The 13,976-nt window shown below is 62.3% G+C and carries 14 protein-coding genes; 5 read left to right on the top strand and 9 right to left on the bottom strand.

The window, feature by feature from the left end; genetic code table 11:
* Window positions 1-218 precede the first annotated feature (218 nt).
* From ACFSNN_RS29795 to ACFSNN_RS29775, 5 genes are all read right to left on the bottom strand, one after another.
* Window positions 219-1,211 carry a succinylglutamate desuccinylase/aspartoacylase family protein gene (locus tag ACFSNN_RS29795; protein WP_134466284.1) on the bottom strand — a complete coding sequence of 331 codons (993 nt, stop codon included), beginning with the start codon at window positions 1,209-1,211 and terminating at the stop codon, window positions 219-221.
* Window positions 1,212-1,251: 40 nt separating this feature from the next.
* Window positions 1,252-1,680: an ExbD/TolR family protein gene (locus tag ACFSNN_RS29790; protein ID WP_134466283.1), complete on the bottom strand. Its 429-nt coding sequence runs from the start codon at window positions 1,678-1,680 to the stop codon at window positions 1,252-1,254.
* 101 nt (window positions 1,681-1,781) lie between these two features.
* On the bottom strand, window positions 1,782-2,207 hold the full coding sequence (locus ACFSNN_RS29785; protein WP_134466282.1) for an ExbD/TolR family protein: 426 nt from the start codon (window positions 2,205-2,207) through the stop codon (window positions 1,782-1,784).
* 27 nt (window positions 2,208-2,234) lie between these two features.
* The gene (locus ACFSNN_RS29780; RefSeq protein ID WP_134466281.1) at window positions 2,235-3,149 is read right to left on the bottom strand and encodes a MotA/TolQ/ExbB proton channel family protein; all 915 of its coding nucleotides are present in this window, start codon (window positions 3,147-3,149) and stop codon (window positions 2,235-2,237) included.
* A 75-nt stretch (window positions 3,150-3,224) separates the two neighbouring features.
* On the bottom strand, window positions 3,225-3,923 hold the full coding sequence (locus tag ACFSNN_RS29775) for an energy transducer TonB (RefSeq protein ID WP_134466280.1): 699 nt from the start codon (window positions 3,921-3,923) through the stop codon (window positions 3,225-3,227).
* Between the two features lie 775 nt (window positions 3,924-4,698).
* Between ACFSNN_RS29775 and ACFSNN_RS29770 the strand changes: the two genes are divergently transcribed.
* The 5 genes from ACFSNN_RS29770 (at window position 4,699) to ACFSNN_RS29750 (ending at window position 9,645) form a co-directional block, all read left to right on the top strand.
* A complete protein-coding gene (locus ACFSNN_RS29770; RefSeq protein WP_007177123.1) occupies window positions 4,699-4,989 on the top strand; it encodes a co-chaperone GroES in 291 nt (96 codons plus the stop codon).
* Window positions 4,990-5,007: 18 nt separating this feature from the next.
* Complete coding sequence (groL, locus tag ACFSNN_RS29765; protein ID WP_134466279.1) at window positions 5,008-6,648, top strand: chaperonin GroEL; 1,641 nt, start codon at window positions 5,008-5,010, stop codon at window positions 6,646-6,648.
* A gap of 283 nt (window positions 6,649-6,931) precedes the next feature.
* On the top strand, window positions 6,932-7,984 hold the full coding sequence (locus ACFSNN_RS29760; RefSeq protein ID WP_134466278.1) for an aliphatic sulfonate ABC transporter substrate-binding protein: 1,053 nt from the start codon (window positions 6,932-6,934) through the stop codon (window positions 7,982-7,984).
* A 14-nt stretch (window positions 7,985-7,998) separates the two neighbouring features.
* Window positions 7,999-8,862, top strand: coding sequence for an ABC transporter permease (locus tag ACFSNN_RS29755; RefSeq protein WP_134466277.1), 864 nt, complete (start codon window positions 7,999-8,001; stop codon window positions 8,860-8,862).
* Window positions 8,863-8,871: 9 nt separating this feature from the next.
* Window positions 8,872-9,645 (top strand): ABC transporter ATP-binding protein, encoded by a 774-nt coding sequence (locus ACFSNN_RS29750; RefSeq protein WP_134466276.1) that lies wholly within the window; start codon window positions 8,872-8,874, stop codon window positions 9,643-9,645.
* 59 nt (window positions 9,646-9,704) lie between these two features.
* Here the strand turns inward: ACFSNN_RS29750 and ACFSNN_RS29745 are convergent, their stop codons facing one another.
* The 4 genes from ACFSNN_RS29745 to ACFSNN_RS29730 all read right to left on the bottom strand — a co-directional run bounded on the left by ACFSNN_RS29745 (window position 9,705) and on the right by ACFSNN_RS29730 (window position 13,640).
* Window positions 9,705-10,457 carry an amino acid ABC transporter permease gene (locus ACFSNN_RS29745; protein WP_134466275.1) on the bottom strand — a complete coding sequence of 251 codons (753 nt, stop codon included), beginning with the start codon at window positions 10,455-10,457 and terminating at the stop codon, window positions 9,705-9,707.
* On the bottom strand, window positions 10,454-11,185 hold the full coding sequence (locus tag ACFSNN_RS29740; protein ID WP_134466274.1) for an amino acid ABC transporter permease: 732 nt from the start codon (window positions 11,183-11,185) through the stop codon (window positions 10,454-10,456). Before ACFSNN_RS29740 ends, ACFSNN_RS29745 begins: the two co-directional genes overlap by 4 nt.
* 103 nt (window positions 11,186-11,288) lie before the next feature.
* Complete coding sequence (locus ACFSNN_RS29735; RefSeq protein WP_134466273.1) at window positions 11,289-12,107, bottom strand: ABC transporter substrate-binding protein; 819 nt, start codon at window positions 12,105-12,107, stop codon at window positions 11,289-11,291.
* A 183-nt stretch (window positions 12,108-12,290) separates the two neighbouring features.
* The gene (locus ACFSNN_RS29730; protein ID WP_134466272.1) at window positions 12,291-13,640 is read right to left on the bottom strand and encodes an LLM class flavin-dependent oxidoreductase; all 1,350 of its coding nucleotides are present in this window, start codon (window positions 13,638-13,640) and stop codon (window positions 12,291-12,293) included.
* Window positions 13,641-13,976: the final 336 nt, after the last annotated feature.

Genomic DNA, 13,976 nt, shown 5'->3' with positions numbered 1-13,976 from the left:
CGCTCCCATCGTCGTAACGCCGATGGTCGGTAAAACGAATTGTTCAGGACGGACTAATAAAGCGTGCAAATTTCCAGAATAGCGTCATGGATTTTTATTTCTGGTTAATTCGAATCGTTCATTTCGTGTCGCTGTTCATCTCATTGCACGCCGAATGACACGTCGATAAAACGTGCAATCTATCCACGATAGCGGCACTGCACCTGACCGCATCGTCTTCACACCGGCTCGGCGAGATGGAAGAGACAGTCGCCACGCTCCACGGCGGCAGGCACACGCTTGCAAACGACCTCGCCCGCGCTCGCGAAAAAGGTGGTGACCGGTTCTCGTAGCGGCGTGTCGGGGAAATGGATTCGCGCAGCAGGCTGCCCCGCCACGACCTGATCGCCCAACTCGACGAGCGGCTCGTACACGCCGCGATCATAGGCATACACATAGTTGCGCGAGCCGGACACCGTGAAGAAGCGCGTCCGCGCGGGCGGGCCGTCCGGAACGAGCGGTCCGCGCAACACGCCGATGAAGCCGAGCAGATTCAGCAGTCCGTGTCGCGCATCGCGCAGCAGGCTGGCCTGCACGGTGCCGCCGCCGCCAAGTTCGGTGAGAATGGAAATCGCGCCCTGCCGCCGCGCGGCGCTCGCCGCATGGACCGGATTCGGCCGATGCAAAAATGCACGCGGCAACCCGAACGCAGCGAGCAATGCTTTGAGCCGCCCCTCTTCTTCGGGGTCGCGCGGCTCGATGGCCAGCATATTGGCGCCGTGGTAGAGAAGCGAACTTCCGCCCGAATGCAGGTCGATCAGATATTGCGCGCGCGCAAGCAGCGAGTGCTCGATGTAGTCGGCAATCGCGGCGGTCGGCGCGCCTTGCGGATCGCCTGGAAAACTGCGGTTCAGGTTGCCGCCGTCGAGCGGCGAAGTCCGCAGGCCCGCAGCCGCGGCCGGAAAATTCGCCATCGGCAGAAAGATCAGTTGGCCGCGCACCCATTGCGGTTCGATCTCGCGAATCAGACTGGAAACGAGTACCTGTCCTTCGTATTCGTCACCGTGATTGCCGCCCATGAGCAGCACGACGGGACCGTCGCCGTTGCGCACCGAGGCGATCGGAATCGGAATCCAGCCGTACGCGGAACGATGAACCGAGTAAGGTAAGCGCAGATAGCCGACGTGACGTCCGTCGGCATCCAGGTCGATTTCATTGTGGAGCGTACTCATGGGATCTCCTTCCAGATACGCGACGACCGCTCAGACGCGCTCACTGCATATATTGTTCGTTGCCGATGAGCCCGATCTTCGTCGCGCCTTCGCGCTGCGCGGCCGCCAGTACGGCGGCCACGTCCTTGTACGGCGCGAGCTTGTTCGGCAACAGATGAATCTCCGCCGGGTCGGCTTGCGCCGCGACCTCGGCCATATGCTTCTCCAGATCGGCGCCAGCCGCAACCGGTGCGCCGTTCCACCTGATTGTGCCGTCGAAATCGATGTCGACCTGCACGACCGGCGGCGGCACGGTTTGTGGCGGCGGATTGCCGACCGGCAGATTCATTTTCACCGAGTGCATCTGGATCGGAATCGTGATGATCAGCATGATCAGCAATACCAGCATCACGTCGATCAGCGGCGTCGTGTTGATGTCCACCATCACCTCGGGTTCGCTGCCGCCCCCCGAAGATACGTTCATTCCCATCGTAGGCTCCTGTCGGACCCGGCGCTTTGGCTGTCGGCCAGAGTTGGCGCTTTAGCGCTTACTCGGGTCCCATGCAAAGCCCCTGGTCCAATCATGCAAATCTAGCCGCCGCGCGCCGGCGGTTGCGTAATAAACGATACCTTCGAAATCCCGGCACGCTCGCAGGCTGTGACCACACGGCCAATGAATTCATAGCGCGTGGTCTGGTCACCGCGTACGTGCACCTCGGGTTGCGGCAGCTTCACCGACGCCACCTTCAGCCGCGCGAGCAAGGTTGGCCGATCGACCAGCTTCTCGTTCCAGAACAGGTCGCCGTCCTTGTTGACCGCGATCTCGATGCTGTCCGGTTTGGACTGCAACGGATTCACGGTCTCTTTCGGCAGCTGCACCGGCACTGTATGCGTGACGACCGGAATCGTGATCAGGAAGATGATCAGCAGCACCAGCATCACATCGACGAGCGGCGTCGTGTTGATGGCGGCGATGACCTCGTCCTCCTGACTATCCTGTCCAACGTTTATGGCCATGACTTCTAGCTCCGCCTGTGAGGTGGCTCAATGCGCGTTCGCGACCGCGCGCACCTGGCGCTTCGTGCCCGGCAGCAGGACGGTGTGCAACTGCGCGCCGAAGGCACGCACGCGTTCCATCACCGACTTGTTGCGACGCACGAGGAAGTTATAGCCCAGCACGGCCGGCACCGCGACCGCAAGGCCGATCGCCGTCATGATCAGCGCTTCGCCGACCGGGCCCGCCACCTTGTCGATCGACGCCTGCCCAGCGATGCCGATCGCGGTCAGCGCATGATAAATCCCCCATACCGTGCCGAACAGGCCGACGAACGGCGCTGTCGAGCCGACCGTGCCGAGGAACGCAAGGCCGTCCTGCAAGCGGTTCGACACGTTGGTGATGGCGCGCTCGATCGACACGTCGATCCAGGTGTTGCGGTCCACCGCTTCGAGCAACGCTTCGTCGTGGTGCTTGCCGGCCTCGATTCCTACTTGCGCGATGAAACGGAACGGCGAATTCTCGTCGAGCTGCTGCGCGCCCTGGGCGAGCGATGGCGCGCTCCACAGTTGCTCGTCGGCCGATTTCGCGCGGTGGTTCGCGCGCAGTTGCTCGACGAACTTGGTGATCATGATGTACCAGCTTCCCATCGACATGAGCACGAGCAGAATCAGCACGAAACGCGCGACGAAGTCGCCATTCGCCCACAGCGCGCCGAGTCCGTACGGGTTGGTCACTTCGGTGCTGGTCGCCGCGAGTGGCGGCGGCACCGGTTGGTCAGCGCCCGCGCCCGGCTGCGACGTCGCCGGGGCATGTTCGACACTCGATGCAGCGGGTGTTGCCGCTACAGAGGCAGTCGGCGCGCTTGCCTGGGCCAAAACGGCCTGCGGCGCGGCGAGAAAGCTGACGGGCGCAGCCGTGATCAGCAAGCTGGCCGCCACGGCGGCAAAAGAACGCTTCTTCATAAATGCTCCAGACGGTGCAGTCTTTGATAGTGAGTGAGTTGGCATCGAAGCAGACGAGGATCGCGCACGCGGCGTTCAGTTCAGGTTGAACGAGAACGGCACCTGGACACGGACCGGTTGCCCTTGCGAAATACAGTTGAACTTCTTCACCGCGACGAAAGCCGCTCGATCGAGGATCGGATCGGCCGACTGCTCGACCTTCTCGTCGGTTACGTGCCCTTGCGGATCGACCACGAAAGAGATCGTCACATCGCCCGTGATGTTGTTGTCCTGCGCTTCCTGCGGATAGCCCATCGAGCGGCGAATCTCGTCCGAGTTCGGACACACTACGCCGATGACGTGGCTAACCGGCTTGGCTGGCGCGGGCGCCGGCGGCGCCACGGGCGCGGGTGGCGGAGCAACCGGAGTCGGCTCCGGCGTGGCCTGATGCGTGATAGTCGGCGCGGGCGGCGGCGTGACCGCCACTTCGGGCGGCGGCACGAATGGTCGCGGTGGTGGTGGCGGCGTGAATTTCGGCGGTGGCAATTTCACCGTCGGGATCGGCGGCGGCGGTGGCGGCTTCACTGGTTCGATGATCCTGGTCTCGATCGGCTTCTGCACGATCTGCACAACTTTATTCGCGAGGCCGTTCGTCAGTGCCCAGATGAAGAAGATGTGCAGCAGCAGGACCACGGCGACGCCGGCGTACCGGCGAACCGGATTCTCCGTACGACGCCCGTACTGACGCGGACCTGAGCCCGACGACGCAGACCCGGAAATCAGCTCTGTCGACATGTATCACTCCGATAGCTGTAGCCTGTGCTGCTCACGACCGATCTCCTGAAACCTTGCACAGTGAAGCGCGCGCGTTTATATACCGCGTCGCTATGGGAAGTGAAATACGTTATCCGCACCCTATGTTGAAGTGAACAAAGAATTCAGTATTTCGATTCCTGCGCACGCATAAGAAAGATCGGAGTGAATCGGATCACTCGATGCTGACTTCCGCGCCTAGCGTTGTCAGGGTGTGGCAAACGCAGATGAGCAAAGCGGCATGAGCGGCGCGCTCACAGCAACATTCCAACGCATACCTTTACATTGGCCGCGCCATCGCCGGTGGTTTCGATGGAGCAGAATACGGCTTTCGGATACCTCTCCGTGACGCTCGACTAGACGTCGTCGGAAACGCCTGACAGAGGCGTCCAACCAATCGACTTGACGCTGAACACCACGTGCGATTTCCGGCCACAAACGTTTTGAAGGAGCTTGTACACCTCCATGTGTCCTTCTGCGCCTCGCAGATGTTTTGCTTGAATTGCTAGCCCTCGAATGTCGTTCACGTGCGCCCGAAGTCTTCCCAGCCGATTTCTTGCTGTCGAAAACAACGATAGGCCTGCCCCGGGCCCTGACATATCCGACGGAACCTCCGTGGCTTGCGTGCGCCAAATGCCAAACGCTCATAACCTTCGATGAATCGCTTATTGGAGCGTCGCGCGCCATCTTTCTATACTCGATTCCGGTCAGCACTCACCACCGACGAGTGCCAGAATTCAAACGCGGAAATCGAACCATGAGCCTACGCCCTTTGCATGACCGCTTGATCGTCAAGCGTCTCGACCAGGAAACCAAAACCGCTTCGGGCATCGTGATTCCCGAAAGCGCCGCCGAAAAACCCGATCAGGGCGAAGTGATCGCCATCGGTCCGGGCAAGCGCGATAGCGACGGCAAGCGTATCGAACCCGATCTGAAAGTCGGCGAACGCGTGCTGTTCGGCAAATATGCGGGACAGTCGGTCAAAGTCGACGGCAACGAGTTGCTCGTGTTGCGCGAGGAAGATGTCGTCGCAGTCGTCACTCAATAACGCACGGAGCGTCAAAACATGGCAGCAAAAGAAATTATTTTCAGCGACGTCGCCCGCTCGAAGCTGGTTGAAGGCGTCAACATTCTCGCCAACGCGGTCAAGGTCACGCTGGGTCCGAAGGGCCGCAATGTCGTGCTGGAGCGCAGCTTCGGTTCGCCGGTCGTCACGAAAGACGGCGTCTCGGTCGCCAAGGAAATCGAATTGCCGGACCGCGTGCAGAACATCGGCGCGCAACTCGTGAAGGAAGTCGCCTCGCGCACCAGCGACGCCGCCGGCGACGGCACCACCACCGCGACGGTGCTCGCGCAGGCCATCGTCCGCGAAGGACAGAAGTATGTGGCAGCGGGTCTCAATCCGCTCGACCTGAAGCGCGGCATCGACAAGGCCGTGATCGCCGCGATCGATGAGCTGAGGAAGATCAGCAAGCCGACCACCACCAGCAAGGAAATCGCCCAGGTCGCGACGATTTCGGCCAACGGCGAAGAGTCGATCGGGCAGCGCATTGCCGAAGCGATCGACCGCGTCGGCAAGGAAGGCGTGATCACCGTGGAAGACGGCAAGTCGCTCGACGATGAACTCGACGTCGTAGAAGGTCTGCAGTTCGATCGTGGCTACCTGTCGCCGTATTTCATCAACGATCAGGACAAGCAGGTGGCCGTGCTCGACAACCCGTTCGTGCTGCTGCACGACAAGAAGGTATCGAACATTCGTGATCTGCTGCCGATCCTGGAACAGGTTGCCAAAGCCGGCCGCCCGCTTCTGATCATCGCGGAAGACGTGGAAGGCGAAGCGTTGGCCACGCTGGTGGTCAACAACATTCGCGGCATTCTGAAAACCGTCGCGGTCAAGGCGCCGGGCTTCGGCGATCGCCGCAAGGCGCTGCTCGAGGACATCGCGATTCTGACCGGCGGCCAGGTCATCGCCGAAGAAACGGGACTGTCGCTAGAAAAAGCGACGCTCGCCGAACTCGGTCAGGCCAAGCGGATCGAGGTCGGCAAGGAAAACACCACCGTGATCGACGGTGCGGGCGACAGCAAGAACATTGAAGCGCGCGTCAAGCAGATCCGCACGCAGATCGAGGAAGCGAGCTCGGACTACGACCGCGAGAAACTGCAGGAACGGGTCGCGAAACTGGCGGGCGGCGTGGCGGTCATCAAGGTGGGCGGCGCGACCGAGATCGAGGTCAAGGAAAAGAAAGACCGTGTCGACGACGCGCTGCATGCGACGCGCGCCGCTGTCGAGGAAGGCATCGTGCCGGGCGGCGGCGTCGCGCTGATTCGCGTGAAGCAGGCCATCAGCGGACTCAGGGGCGTGAACGCCGATCAGGACGCGGGCATCAAGATCGTGCTGCGCACGCTCGAAGAACCGCTGCGTCAGATCGTGACGAATGCCGGCGAAGAGGCCAGCGTGGTGGTCGCGAAAGTGGCTGAAGGCACGGGCAATTTCGGCTACAACGCGCAGACGGGTGAATACGGCGATCTGGTGGAATCGGGCGTGCTCGATCCGACCAAGGTCACGCGCACGGCGCTGCAAAACGCGGCATCGGTTGCGGGTCTGCTGCTGACCACCGACGCCACCGTGCACGAAGCACCGAAGGATACGCCGGCGGCGGGCCAGCCCGGCGGTCCGGGCGCGGGCGGGCCGGGACTCGATTTCTAAGTACCCGTACCGTCTGCTGCAAGACATCGCGCGGTTGCATTCCGCGCGATTAGGTGCGAGGAACACGGGCCGGCATCCGCCTTATCGCGAACCGGCCCGTGCCTGCTCCGCTCTCCCCCGCTATCCCGGCGCCACGTTGCAGCACCGCGACGCGCCGTCATCACGACGTCATCGCCGCCATAGCGCGCGATGTGCTTTGGTTGTGAGCTTTTATTGGTTCGTTTGCCACCGCGACCTGGGTACATTCAAAGGTCATAACGGAACAACGCAAAAAGGACCAGCCATGCCATTTCTCCGGGGCGCAGCACCGCTATCGTTCATTCAGACACCGCGACGCGCGTCGGCTGTCGTGCGCAATCTTCTGCTGGCCGCGGCCGTTGCCGCTTCCGCACTGGCAAGCGTCGCGCCAGGCGCGGCCCAGGCCGCTCCGCCAGCCGAGTTGAAGCTCGACTATGCGTATTATTCGCCGGAAAGTCTGGTCATCAAGCGTAACGGCTGGCTTGAACAGGAGCTGGCGGCGGATCACACGCAAGTGAAATGGGTGTTGAGTCTCGGCAGCAACCGTGCGCTTGAATACCTGAATAGCGGCGCGATCGATATCGGCTCGACGGCAGGCCTTGCGGCCGTGCTCGGCAAGGCCAACGGCAATCCGATTCGCGCCGTCTATGTTTTCTCGCGTCCCGAATGGACCGCGCTCGTCGTGCGCAAGGATTCGCCGATCCGGACCCTCGCCGATCTGAAGGGCAAAAAGATCGCCGCCACCAAAGGCACCGATCCTTTTCTATTTACGCTGCGCGCGCTGCACACCGCCGGACTGTCGCGCGACGACGTCGAGATCGTGAATCTGCAACATCCCGATGGACGTGTCGCGCTCGCCAACGCTCAGGTGGATGCGTGGGCCGGTCTCGATCCGCACATGGCTGCCGCGCAGATCGACGACGGCGCGCGCCTGCTCTACCGCAACGTCGACTTCAATACGTGGGGCCTGCTCGACGCGCGCGAAGATTTCATCAGCGCGCATCCCGATACGCTGGCGCACGTCCTGAAGGTTTACGAAAAGGCACGCCTGTGGATCGCGGCCCATCCTGAAGAGACCGCGAAAATCATCGCCGAGGAATCGAAAATCTCGCTGCCGGTGGCGAAACTGCAGTTGAGCCGCAACGACTTCAGCCAGCCGCAACCGGGCGCAAAACAACTCGCCGCGCTCAAAGCCGCCGCACCGATCCTGACGCAGGAGCAACTGGTCAAACCGGACACGAATCTGAATCAGGTCATCGACGGGTTGATCGATGCCAAACCCGCGCAGCCCATTATCGCCGCCGACGCCGGCAAGTAAGCCCTTCTCCCACCATGGCTACGGACGATTCACTGTCGCTCGACGATTCCGCTTCGGCCGCTCGGCGGCATCGCGAAGCGCCGCCACGCCGCGATCCGCTGAAGACGTGGCGCGTGGCGGGAATTGCGCTGCCGCTGGTTTTCTTACTGCTTGTCGAAGGGCTGGTCCGTCTGTCGGTATTGCCCGCGCATCTCGTACCGGCGCCCAGTACGATTGCACAAACCCTCTGGGACATGGGCGGCGCGCGCCTTGGCCGGCATATCGGTGCGAGTTGCCTGCGCGTTTTCGCGGGCTTTGGAATCGGCTCCGCGCTCGCGCTGCTGGTCGGCGCGGCGATGGGATTGAGCCGGCGCATCGATGCGCTGCTCGATCCGGCCTGTCAGGCATTGCGCGCGATTCCGTCGCTTGCGTGGGTGCCGATCCTCCTGCTGTGGATGGGCATCGACGAAGCGCCGAAAATCACGCTCATCGCGATCGGTGCCTTTTTTCCAGTGCAATTAAGTGTGGTCGCGGGAATTCGCGATGTCGACCGCAAGCTGATCGAACTCGGTGAAGTCAATCAGCTCAATCAGCGCGCGCTGTTCACTCGCATTCTTTTGCCCGCATCGCTGCCGCAAATCTTTACCGGCTTGCGCACCGGACTCAGCCTTGCATGGATGTTCATGGTGGCGGCCGAATTGATCGCAGCGACTCGCGGCCTCGGCTATCTGCTTAGCGACGGGCGCGAAACGGGACGCCCCGACATGGTGTTCGGCGCGATCCTGTTGCTCGCGTTGCTCGGCAAGTTAAGCGACAGCGTCCTCAAGTCGATCGAGACGCATGCGCTGTCGTGGCGCGACTCCGCTGCCGAACGCCAACCCTCTCGAAAAATCGTGTAGCACCGCCCCATGTCGACCGTTTCCGCTTCTCTTTCCCGTCCTCTTCTCGACGTCCGCGCCGTCAGCAAACACTACGACGGACGCGCGGTGCTCGACCGCGTGCGCTTCGAAATCGGGCGCGGCGAGATCGTCAGCCTCGTCGGGCCGAGCGGCTGTGGAAAGAGCACGCTGTTGCGCGCGATCGCGGGTCTCGACCGTGACTTCGACGGCGAGATACGGCTGGACGGCGTGCCGCAGCAGGGTCCGTCGGCGCGACTGGGCGTGATCTTCCAGGAGCCGCGTCTTCTGCCCTGGCTTTCAGTCGCGGACAATGTCGCGTTCGCGGCGGGACCGCGACGTGGCGGCGATCCGCGCGTCGCCGAACTGCTCAACGAAGTCGGCCTCGCCAATGTGCGAGACGCGTTGCCGAAGCAGCTATCCGGCGGCATGGCACAACGCGTCGCGCTGGTTCGCGGGCTCTTCTCCAGCCCCGACCTGTTATTGCTGGACGAGCCGTTCAGCGCCGTCGATGCGATGACCCGCATGCGTCTGCAGGACCTGTTGCTGGCGCTCACACGTTCGCACGGTACCGCGGCGCTGCTCGTCACGCACGACCTCGACGAAGCGCTCTATCTGTCCGACCGCGTGCTGCTGCTTGCGCCACCGCATGGCACAGGCGCGGGGCGCGTCGCGCGCGACATCGCCATCGACGCGCCGAGGCCGCGCGACCGGCGTGATTTGTCCTTGGCGGAAATGCGAGCCGAGTTGCTGGACGGATTGAACGGGACCGTCTGGCAGCATTAAAAGCCGCGTGCGGAAGTGGGCATATCAACTGACCGCGAGCAACGCGCAAACTTATCGCGTCATGGCATCGCCACGCCATGTTCTTTACCGCGCGTCGCGCCGGTTGCCGTTTCCGTATCGATGTCCGTGGCGCGCGCCTTCCGTGCACGCAGCAGCACGCGAGACGCCATCCATTGCAGCGCGGAGCACAAAACCAGATACACGATCCCGACGAACATGAAAATCTGCGCGGGGTAAATCATCAACCGGCTGTTGACCTGATTGGCCAGAAAGGTGAATTCCGGCACCCCGACGATATACGCAAGCGAGGTGTCTTTGATGAGCGACACCCACTGATTGACGAACGACGGCATCATCACGCGTACCGCCTGCGGCAGCACCACGTAACGCAGCGCCTGCCAGCGCGTGAGCCCGAGCGACAGCGCCGCGTTCTGCTGGCCCGCTCCGATCGAGACGATGCCCGCATGCACCGAATGCGACAGATACGCGCCACCGATCAACGCCAGCGCGCACACCACCGCCACCAGACCCGGCACGTCGACGTGCAGCAGAATCGGCATCAGGAAGAAGGTCCAGAAAATCAGCATCAGCACCGGAATCGCCCGGAAAAACGCGACGATTCCGAGCAGGAGCAGATGCACCGGGCCGCGCGTCATCGAGAGCGCCACGCCGCCCGCCAAACCAGCCGCAGCGGACAGCAACGCCGACACGACCGACAGCACCACCGTCAACGCCGCACCGCCGAGCGGTCCATCAGGGAACGCACCGAGCAGCAGATAACGCAGCGTCGGCAGCCATTCGAGCGCGCTCATGCATGCCCCCTTTGCAACGCACGCACACCTGTGCGCTGCCAGATCACCAACGCCGTTTCGATCAATGCGATGGTGACGACATACAGCGCCGTTGCCGTGCCGAAGGCCTGAAACGTCCGGAAGCTCTCCGTGTCGACCTGGCGCGACATATACGACAGTTCGGCCACGCCGATCGCCATCGCCAGCGACGAGTTCTTTACGACATTCATGTATTGCCCCGCGAGCGGCGGTGTGGCGATACGCACGGCTTGCGGCAAGATCACGTGCCGCAACGTGGCATAACGCGTCATGCCCAATGCCGCGCCCGCCTGGTATTGCGCGATGCCCACACCGCGGATGCCGGCACGAAACTCTTCGGCGATAAAAGCGCTGCTGTAGCAGGTCAAGCCGAGCCAGCCGGCGAACAGTTCGAAGCTCGGCCAGCGCAAAACAAGCGGCCCGGCGCTCAATGCATGCGGCGCGTTCAGCCACGTCATCCAGTGCTCGGGCATCAGCGTCGCCGCGCCGAAGTACCAGAACAGCAACTGCACCAGCAGCGGCGAATTGCGGAACACCAACACATAGAGCCGCGCCGCCGAGGCGATCGCGCGATGTTGGGCGATATGCGCCATCGCGAGCCCGAAGCCGAGCAGTGTCGCGCATACGCCCGCACACGCCGACAGGACCAAGGTGATGACAAAGCCATGCGCGAGCCAGCCTAGATAGCGGGGCTCAAGCCAGAGGGTCATGAAATGCATTCGGAAAAACTCGGTGCTGTATCAACAAGACGGCCCGGCCACTCTTTTCGAGTCATGGCCGGGCCGTGTTCAGGCGACTGGGAAGTCAGGGACGTCAACTCTTTTGCGGGTCGCCGATCTTGAACAGGCGCGGCAACGGCGCGGCGCTCGACGGGCCGAACCAGGTGTCGTAGATCTTGCCGGCCGTGCCTTTGCCCTCGAGATCCTTCAACGTTTCATTCACTACATTCAGCAGTCGCGTCTCGCCCTTCGGCACACCCACGCCTTCGTAGTCGTTGGAGATCGTAAACGGCGGGATCTCGTAGTTCGCCTTGTCCGGCACTTTCGCCAGCAACGCGACGAGCTTCGGCCCGTCCTGCGTGATCGCCTGCACGTTGCCCGTGCGCAGCGCGGCGAATGCGAACGGCGTGTCGTCGTAAGCGACGATCGTGGCGCCCGGGAATTGCGCGCGCACCTGCTGCTCATTGGTCGTGCCCTTGTCCGCGCCGATCCGCAAACTGTTCAACTGCTGCGGCGAGGTGAGCGCGCCCTTCTTCGCGATGAACTGCGTGCCGGACGCGAAATACGGGGTGCTGAAATCCACCTCTTTCTTGCGATCGTCGGTAATCGTGAAGTTGGCGAACACCAGATCCACCTTGCCCGACTTCATGAAGGCGATGCGGTTGGCCGGATTGGTCGGCTGGATCTCGAGCTTGACGCCGAGGCGGGTCGCGAGCGCGCGCGCATAGTCGATGTCGAGCCCGACGATCTGATTGTTCTTCGGATCGACAAAGCCGAATGGCGGATTGCTGTCGAACGCGGCAACGCGCAGCACGCCCGCTTTCTTGATGTCGTCGAGGCGATCCGCGTGCGCGGCCGTCGACATGACGAGCAGACTTCCGGCAATCACTGCCCCAAGCACTCTGAAATTCATAGCGGTGGTTTCCTGTTGTTCTTGATGGTCCGCGCAAGACGTCGATCGACGTTGCTCCTGAGCGTGAGTCGCCCACTCTACCCACGCTGCCGGACAGAACAAACGAAGCAATTTTCAGGTGCTAAGCGGCGGCTGTCATATCGCCCGGTTCTGGAAAGTGCGCGTTCACCAGAACGACTGAGTTCAAGCGGGAAAAAAACGATTTTCAGGCCGAGGCAAGCCAAGGTTCTCGCGCAGCGTCACACCCTCGTATTCGCGCCGGAACAGCCCGCGCTTCTGCAACTCCGGAATGACTTTATCGACGAAGTCATCGAGACCCGCAGGAAGGTGCGAGAACATCACGTTGAACCCGTCCGAGCCCTCCTCCACCAGCCACTGCTCCATCTGGTCCGCGATCATCGCCGCCGTGCCGACCATCTCCAGTCCCGAATAGCCGCCAATGCGCTGCGCGAGTTGACGGACCGTCAGCCCATCGCGTTGCGCCCATTCGACGACCCGTTGCCGCGAGGTACGGCTCGCATTGGTCTCGGGGATTTCCGGCAGCGGGCCGTCCGGATCCAGACCAGACACGTCGTGCCCCAATGCAATCGACAAGGAAGCAAGGCCGCTTTCGTAGTGCACGAACGTGTCGAGCCGCGCGCGCGTTTCGCGCGCCTCGTCGAGCGTATCGCCCACCACCACAAAGGTAGCCGGCAGAATTTTCATATGGTCGCGTTGCCGGCCGAGTTTCTCCATGCGGCCTTTTACGTCGGCGTAGAAGCGCTTGCCGTCTTCGAGCCGGCTCTGCGCGGTGAATACCACCTCGGCGGTTTCGGCGGCGATCTGCCGCCCCGCTTCGGATGAACCCGCCTGCACGATGACGGGCCAGCCCTGAACGGGGCGCGCGATATTCAGCGGCCCGCGCACCGAGAAGTTCTCGCTCCTGTAGTTCAGCAAATGCAGTTTTTGCGGATCGAAGTAGGTGCCGGTTTCCGTATCGCGGATAAAGGCGTCGTCGGCCCAACTATCCCAGAGTCCGGTGACCACATCGAAGAACTCGCGGGCGCGCCGGTAGCGTTCGTCGTGCTCGACGTGTTCGACGTGTTCGACGTGTTCGACGTGTTCGTCAAGACCGAAATTGAGCGCGGCGTCCGGGTTCGACGTCGTCACGAGATTCCATCCCGCACGTCCGCCGCTGATGTGGTCGAGCGAGGCGAATCTCCGGGCAACGTGATATGGCGCGTCGAACGTGGTGGACGCCGTGGCCACCAGCCCTAGCCTTTCGGTGACCGCCGCCAGCGCGGGCAACAAGGTCAGCGGTTCGAACGACGTAACCGTGTGGCTATGTTTGAGCGCCTCCAGCGGCATATTGAGTACCGCGAGATGGTCAGCCATGAAGAACGCGTCGAAACGTCCGCGTTCGAGCGTCTGCGCGAAACGCTTCAGATGCCCGAAATTGAAGTTGGCGTCCGGATAGGCGCCGGGATAGCGCCAAGCGCCTGTATGGATCGTCGTGGGACGCATGAAGGCGCCGAGGCGAAGCTGACGTGACATGTGCCGCTCTCCATCGCGAATAAGGTCGCGCCAGTTTAATCGCGCTTCGCCGCGGCTGCTTGCGGCTGCCCCGCTTGCCGATGCCGGCTCCCGGCGCAGGCGGCAAGACACGCCAGCCACTGCCGTGCGCGGATTTGCGCCGGCGTTACGCATCCCCAAATGCGTCCCTGAAGAAATACAAAGCACAAAATCTTCGTTCGCCCGAAGGGCCTCCGTCACTAGACTGTGATTCGACTTGTCATAACAAGTACAGACAACCCCACGAACCATGACGAAATCGGACCCCGCCAACGTGCTGCCACTCGCCGCCCCTCCGCTCTACGAGCAGATCAAGAC

The sequence above is a fragment of the Paraburkholderia dipogonis genome (genome assembly GCF_042680985.1).
GTDB lineage: Bacteria > Pseudomonadota > Gammaproteobacteria > Burkholderiales > Burkholderiaceae > Paraburkholderia > Paraburkholderia phytofirmans.
This window is presented reverse-complemented; position numbering and strand designations above follow the sequence as displayed.

Excerpts from the sequence above, each read along its gene's own strand:
- ACFSNN_RS29795 (WP_134466284.1), bottom strand. The coding sequence starts at position 1,211 with ATGAGTACGCTCCACAATGAAATCGACCTGGATGCCGACGGACGTCAC.
- ACFSNN_RS29790 (WP_134466283.1), bottom strand. The coding sequence starts at position 1,680 with ATGGGAATGAACGTATCTTCGGGGGGCGGCAGCGAACCCGAGGTGATG.
- ACFSNN_RS29785 (WP_134466282.1), bottom strand. The coding sequence starts at position 2,207 with ATGGCCATAAACGTTGGACAGGATAGTCAGGAGGACGAGGTCATCGCC.
- ACFSNN_RS29780 (WP_134466281.1), bottom strand. The coding sequence starts at position 3,149 with ATGAAGAAGCGTTCTTTTGCCGCCGTGGCGGCCAGCTTGCTGATCACG.
- ACFSNN_RS29775 (WP_134466280.1), bottom strand. The coding sequence starts at position 3,923 with ATGTCGACAGAGCTGATTTCCGGGTCTGCGTCGTCGGGCTCAGGTCCG.
- ACFSNN_RS29770 (WP_007177123.1), top strand. The coding sequence starts at position 4,699 with ATGAGCCTACGCCCTTTGCATGACCGCTTGATCGTCAAGCGTCTCGAC.
- groL (WP_134466279.1), top strand. The coding sequence starts at position 5,008 with ATGGCAGCAAAAGAAATTATTTTCAGCGACGTCGCCCGCTCGAAGCTG.
- ACFSNN_RS29760 (WP_134466278.1), top strand. The coding sequence starts at position 6,932 with ATGCCATTTCTCCGGGGCGCAGCACCGCTATCGTTCATTCAGACACCG.
- ACFSNN_RS29755 (WP_134466277.1), top strand. The coding sequence starts at position 7,999 with ATGGCTACGGACGATTCACTGTCGCTCGACGATTCCGCTTCGGCCGCT.
- ACFSNN_RS29750 (WP_134466276.1), top strand. The coding sequence starts at position 8,872 with ATGTCGACCGTTTCCGCTTCTCTTTCCCGTCCTCTTCTCGACGTCCGC.
- ACFSNN_RS29745 (WP_134466275.1), bottom strand. The coding sequence starts at position 10,457 with ATGAGCGCGCTCGAATGGCTGCCGACGCTGCGTTATCTGCTGCTCGGT.
- ACFSNN_RS29740 (WP_134466274.1), bottom strand. The coding sequence starts at position 11,185 with ATGACCCTCTGGCTTGAGCCCCGCTATCTAGGCTGGCTCGCGCATGGC.
- ACFSNN_RS29735 (WP_134466273.1), bottom strand. The coding sequence starts at position 12,107 with ATGAATTTCAGAGTGCTTGGGGCAGTGATTGCCGGAAGTCTGCTCGTC.
- ACFSNN_RS29730 (WP_134466272.1), bottom strand. The coding sequence starts at position 13,640 with ATGTCACGTCAGCTTCGCCTCGGCGCCTTCATGCGTCCCACGACGATC.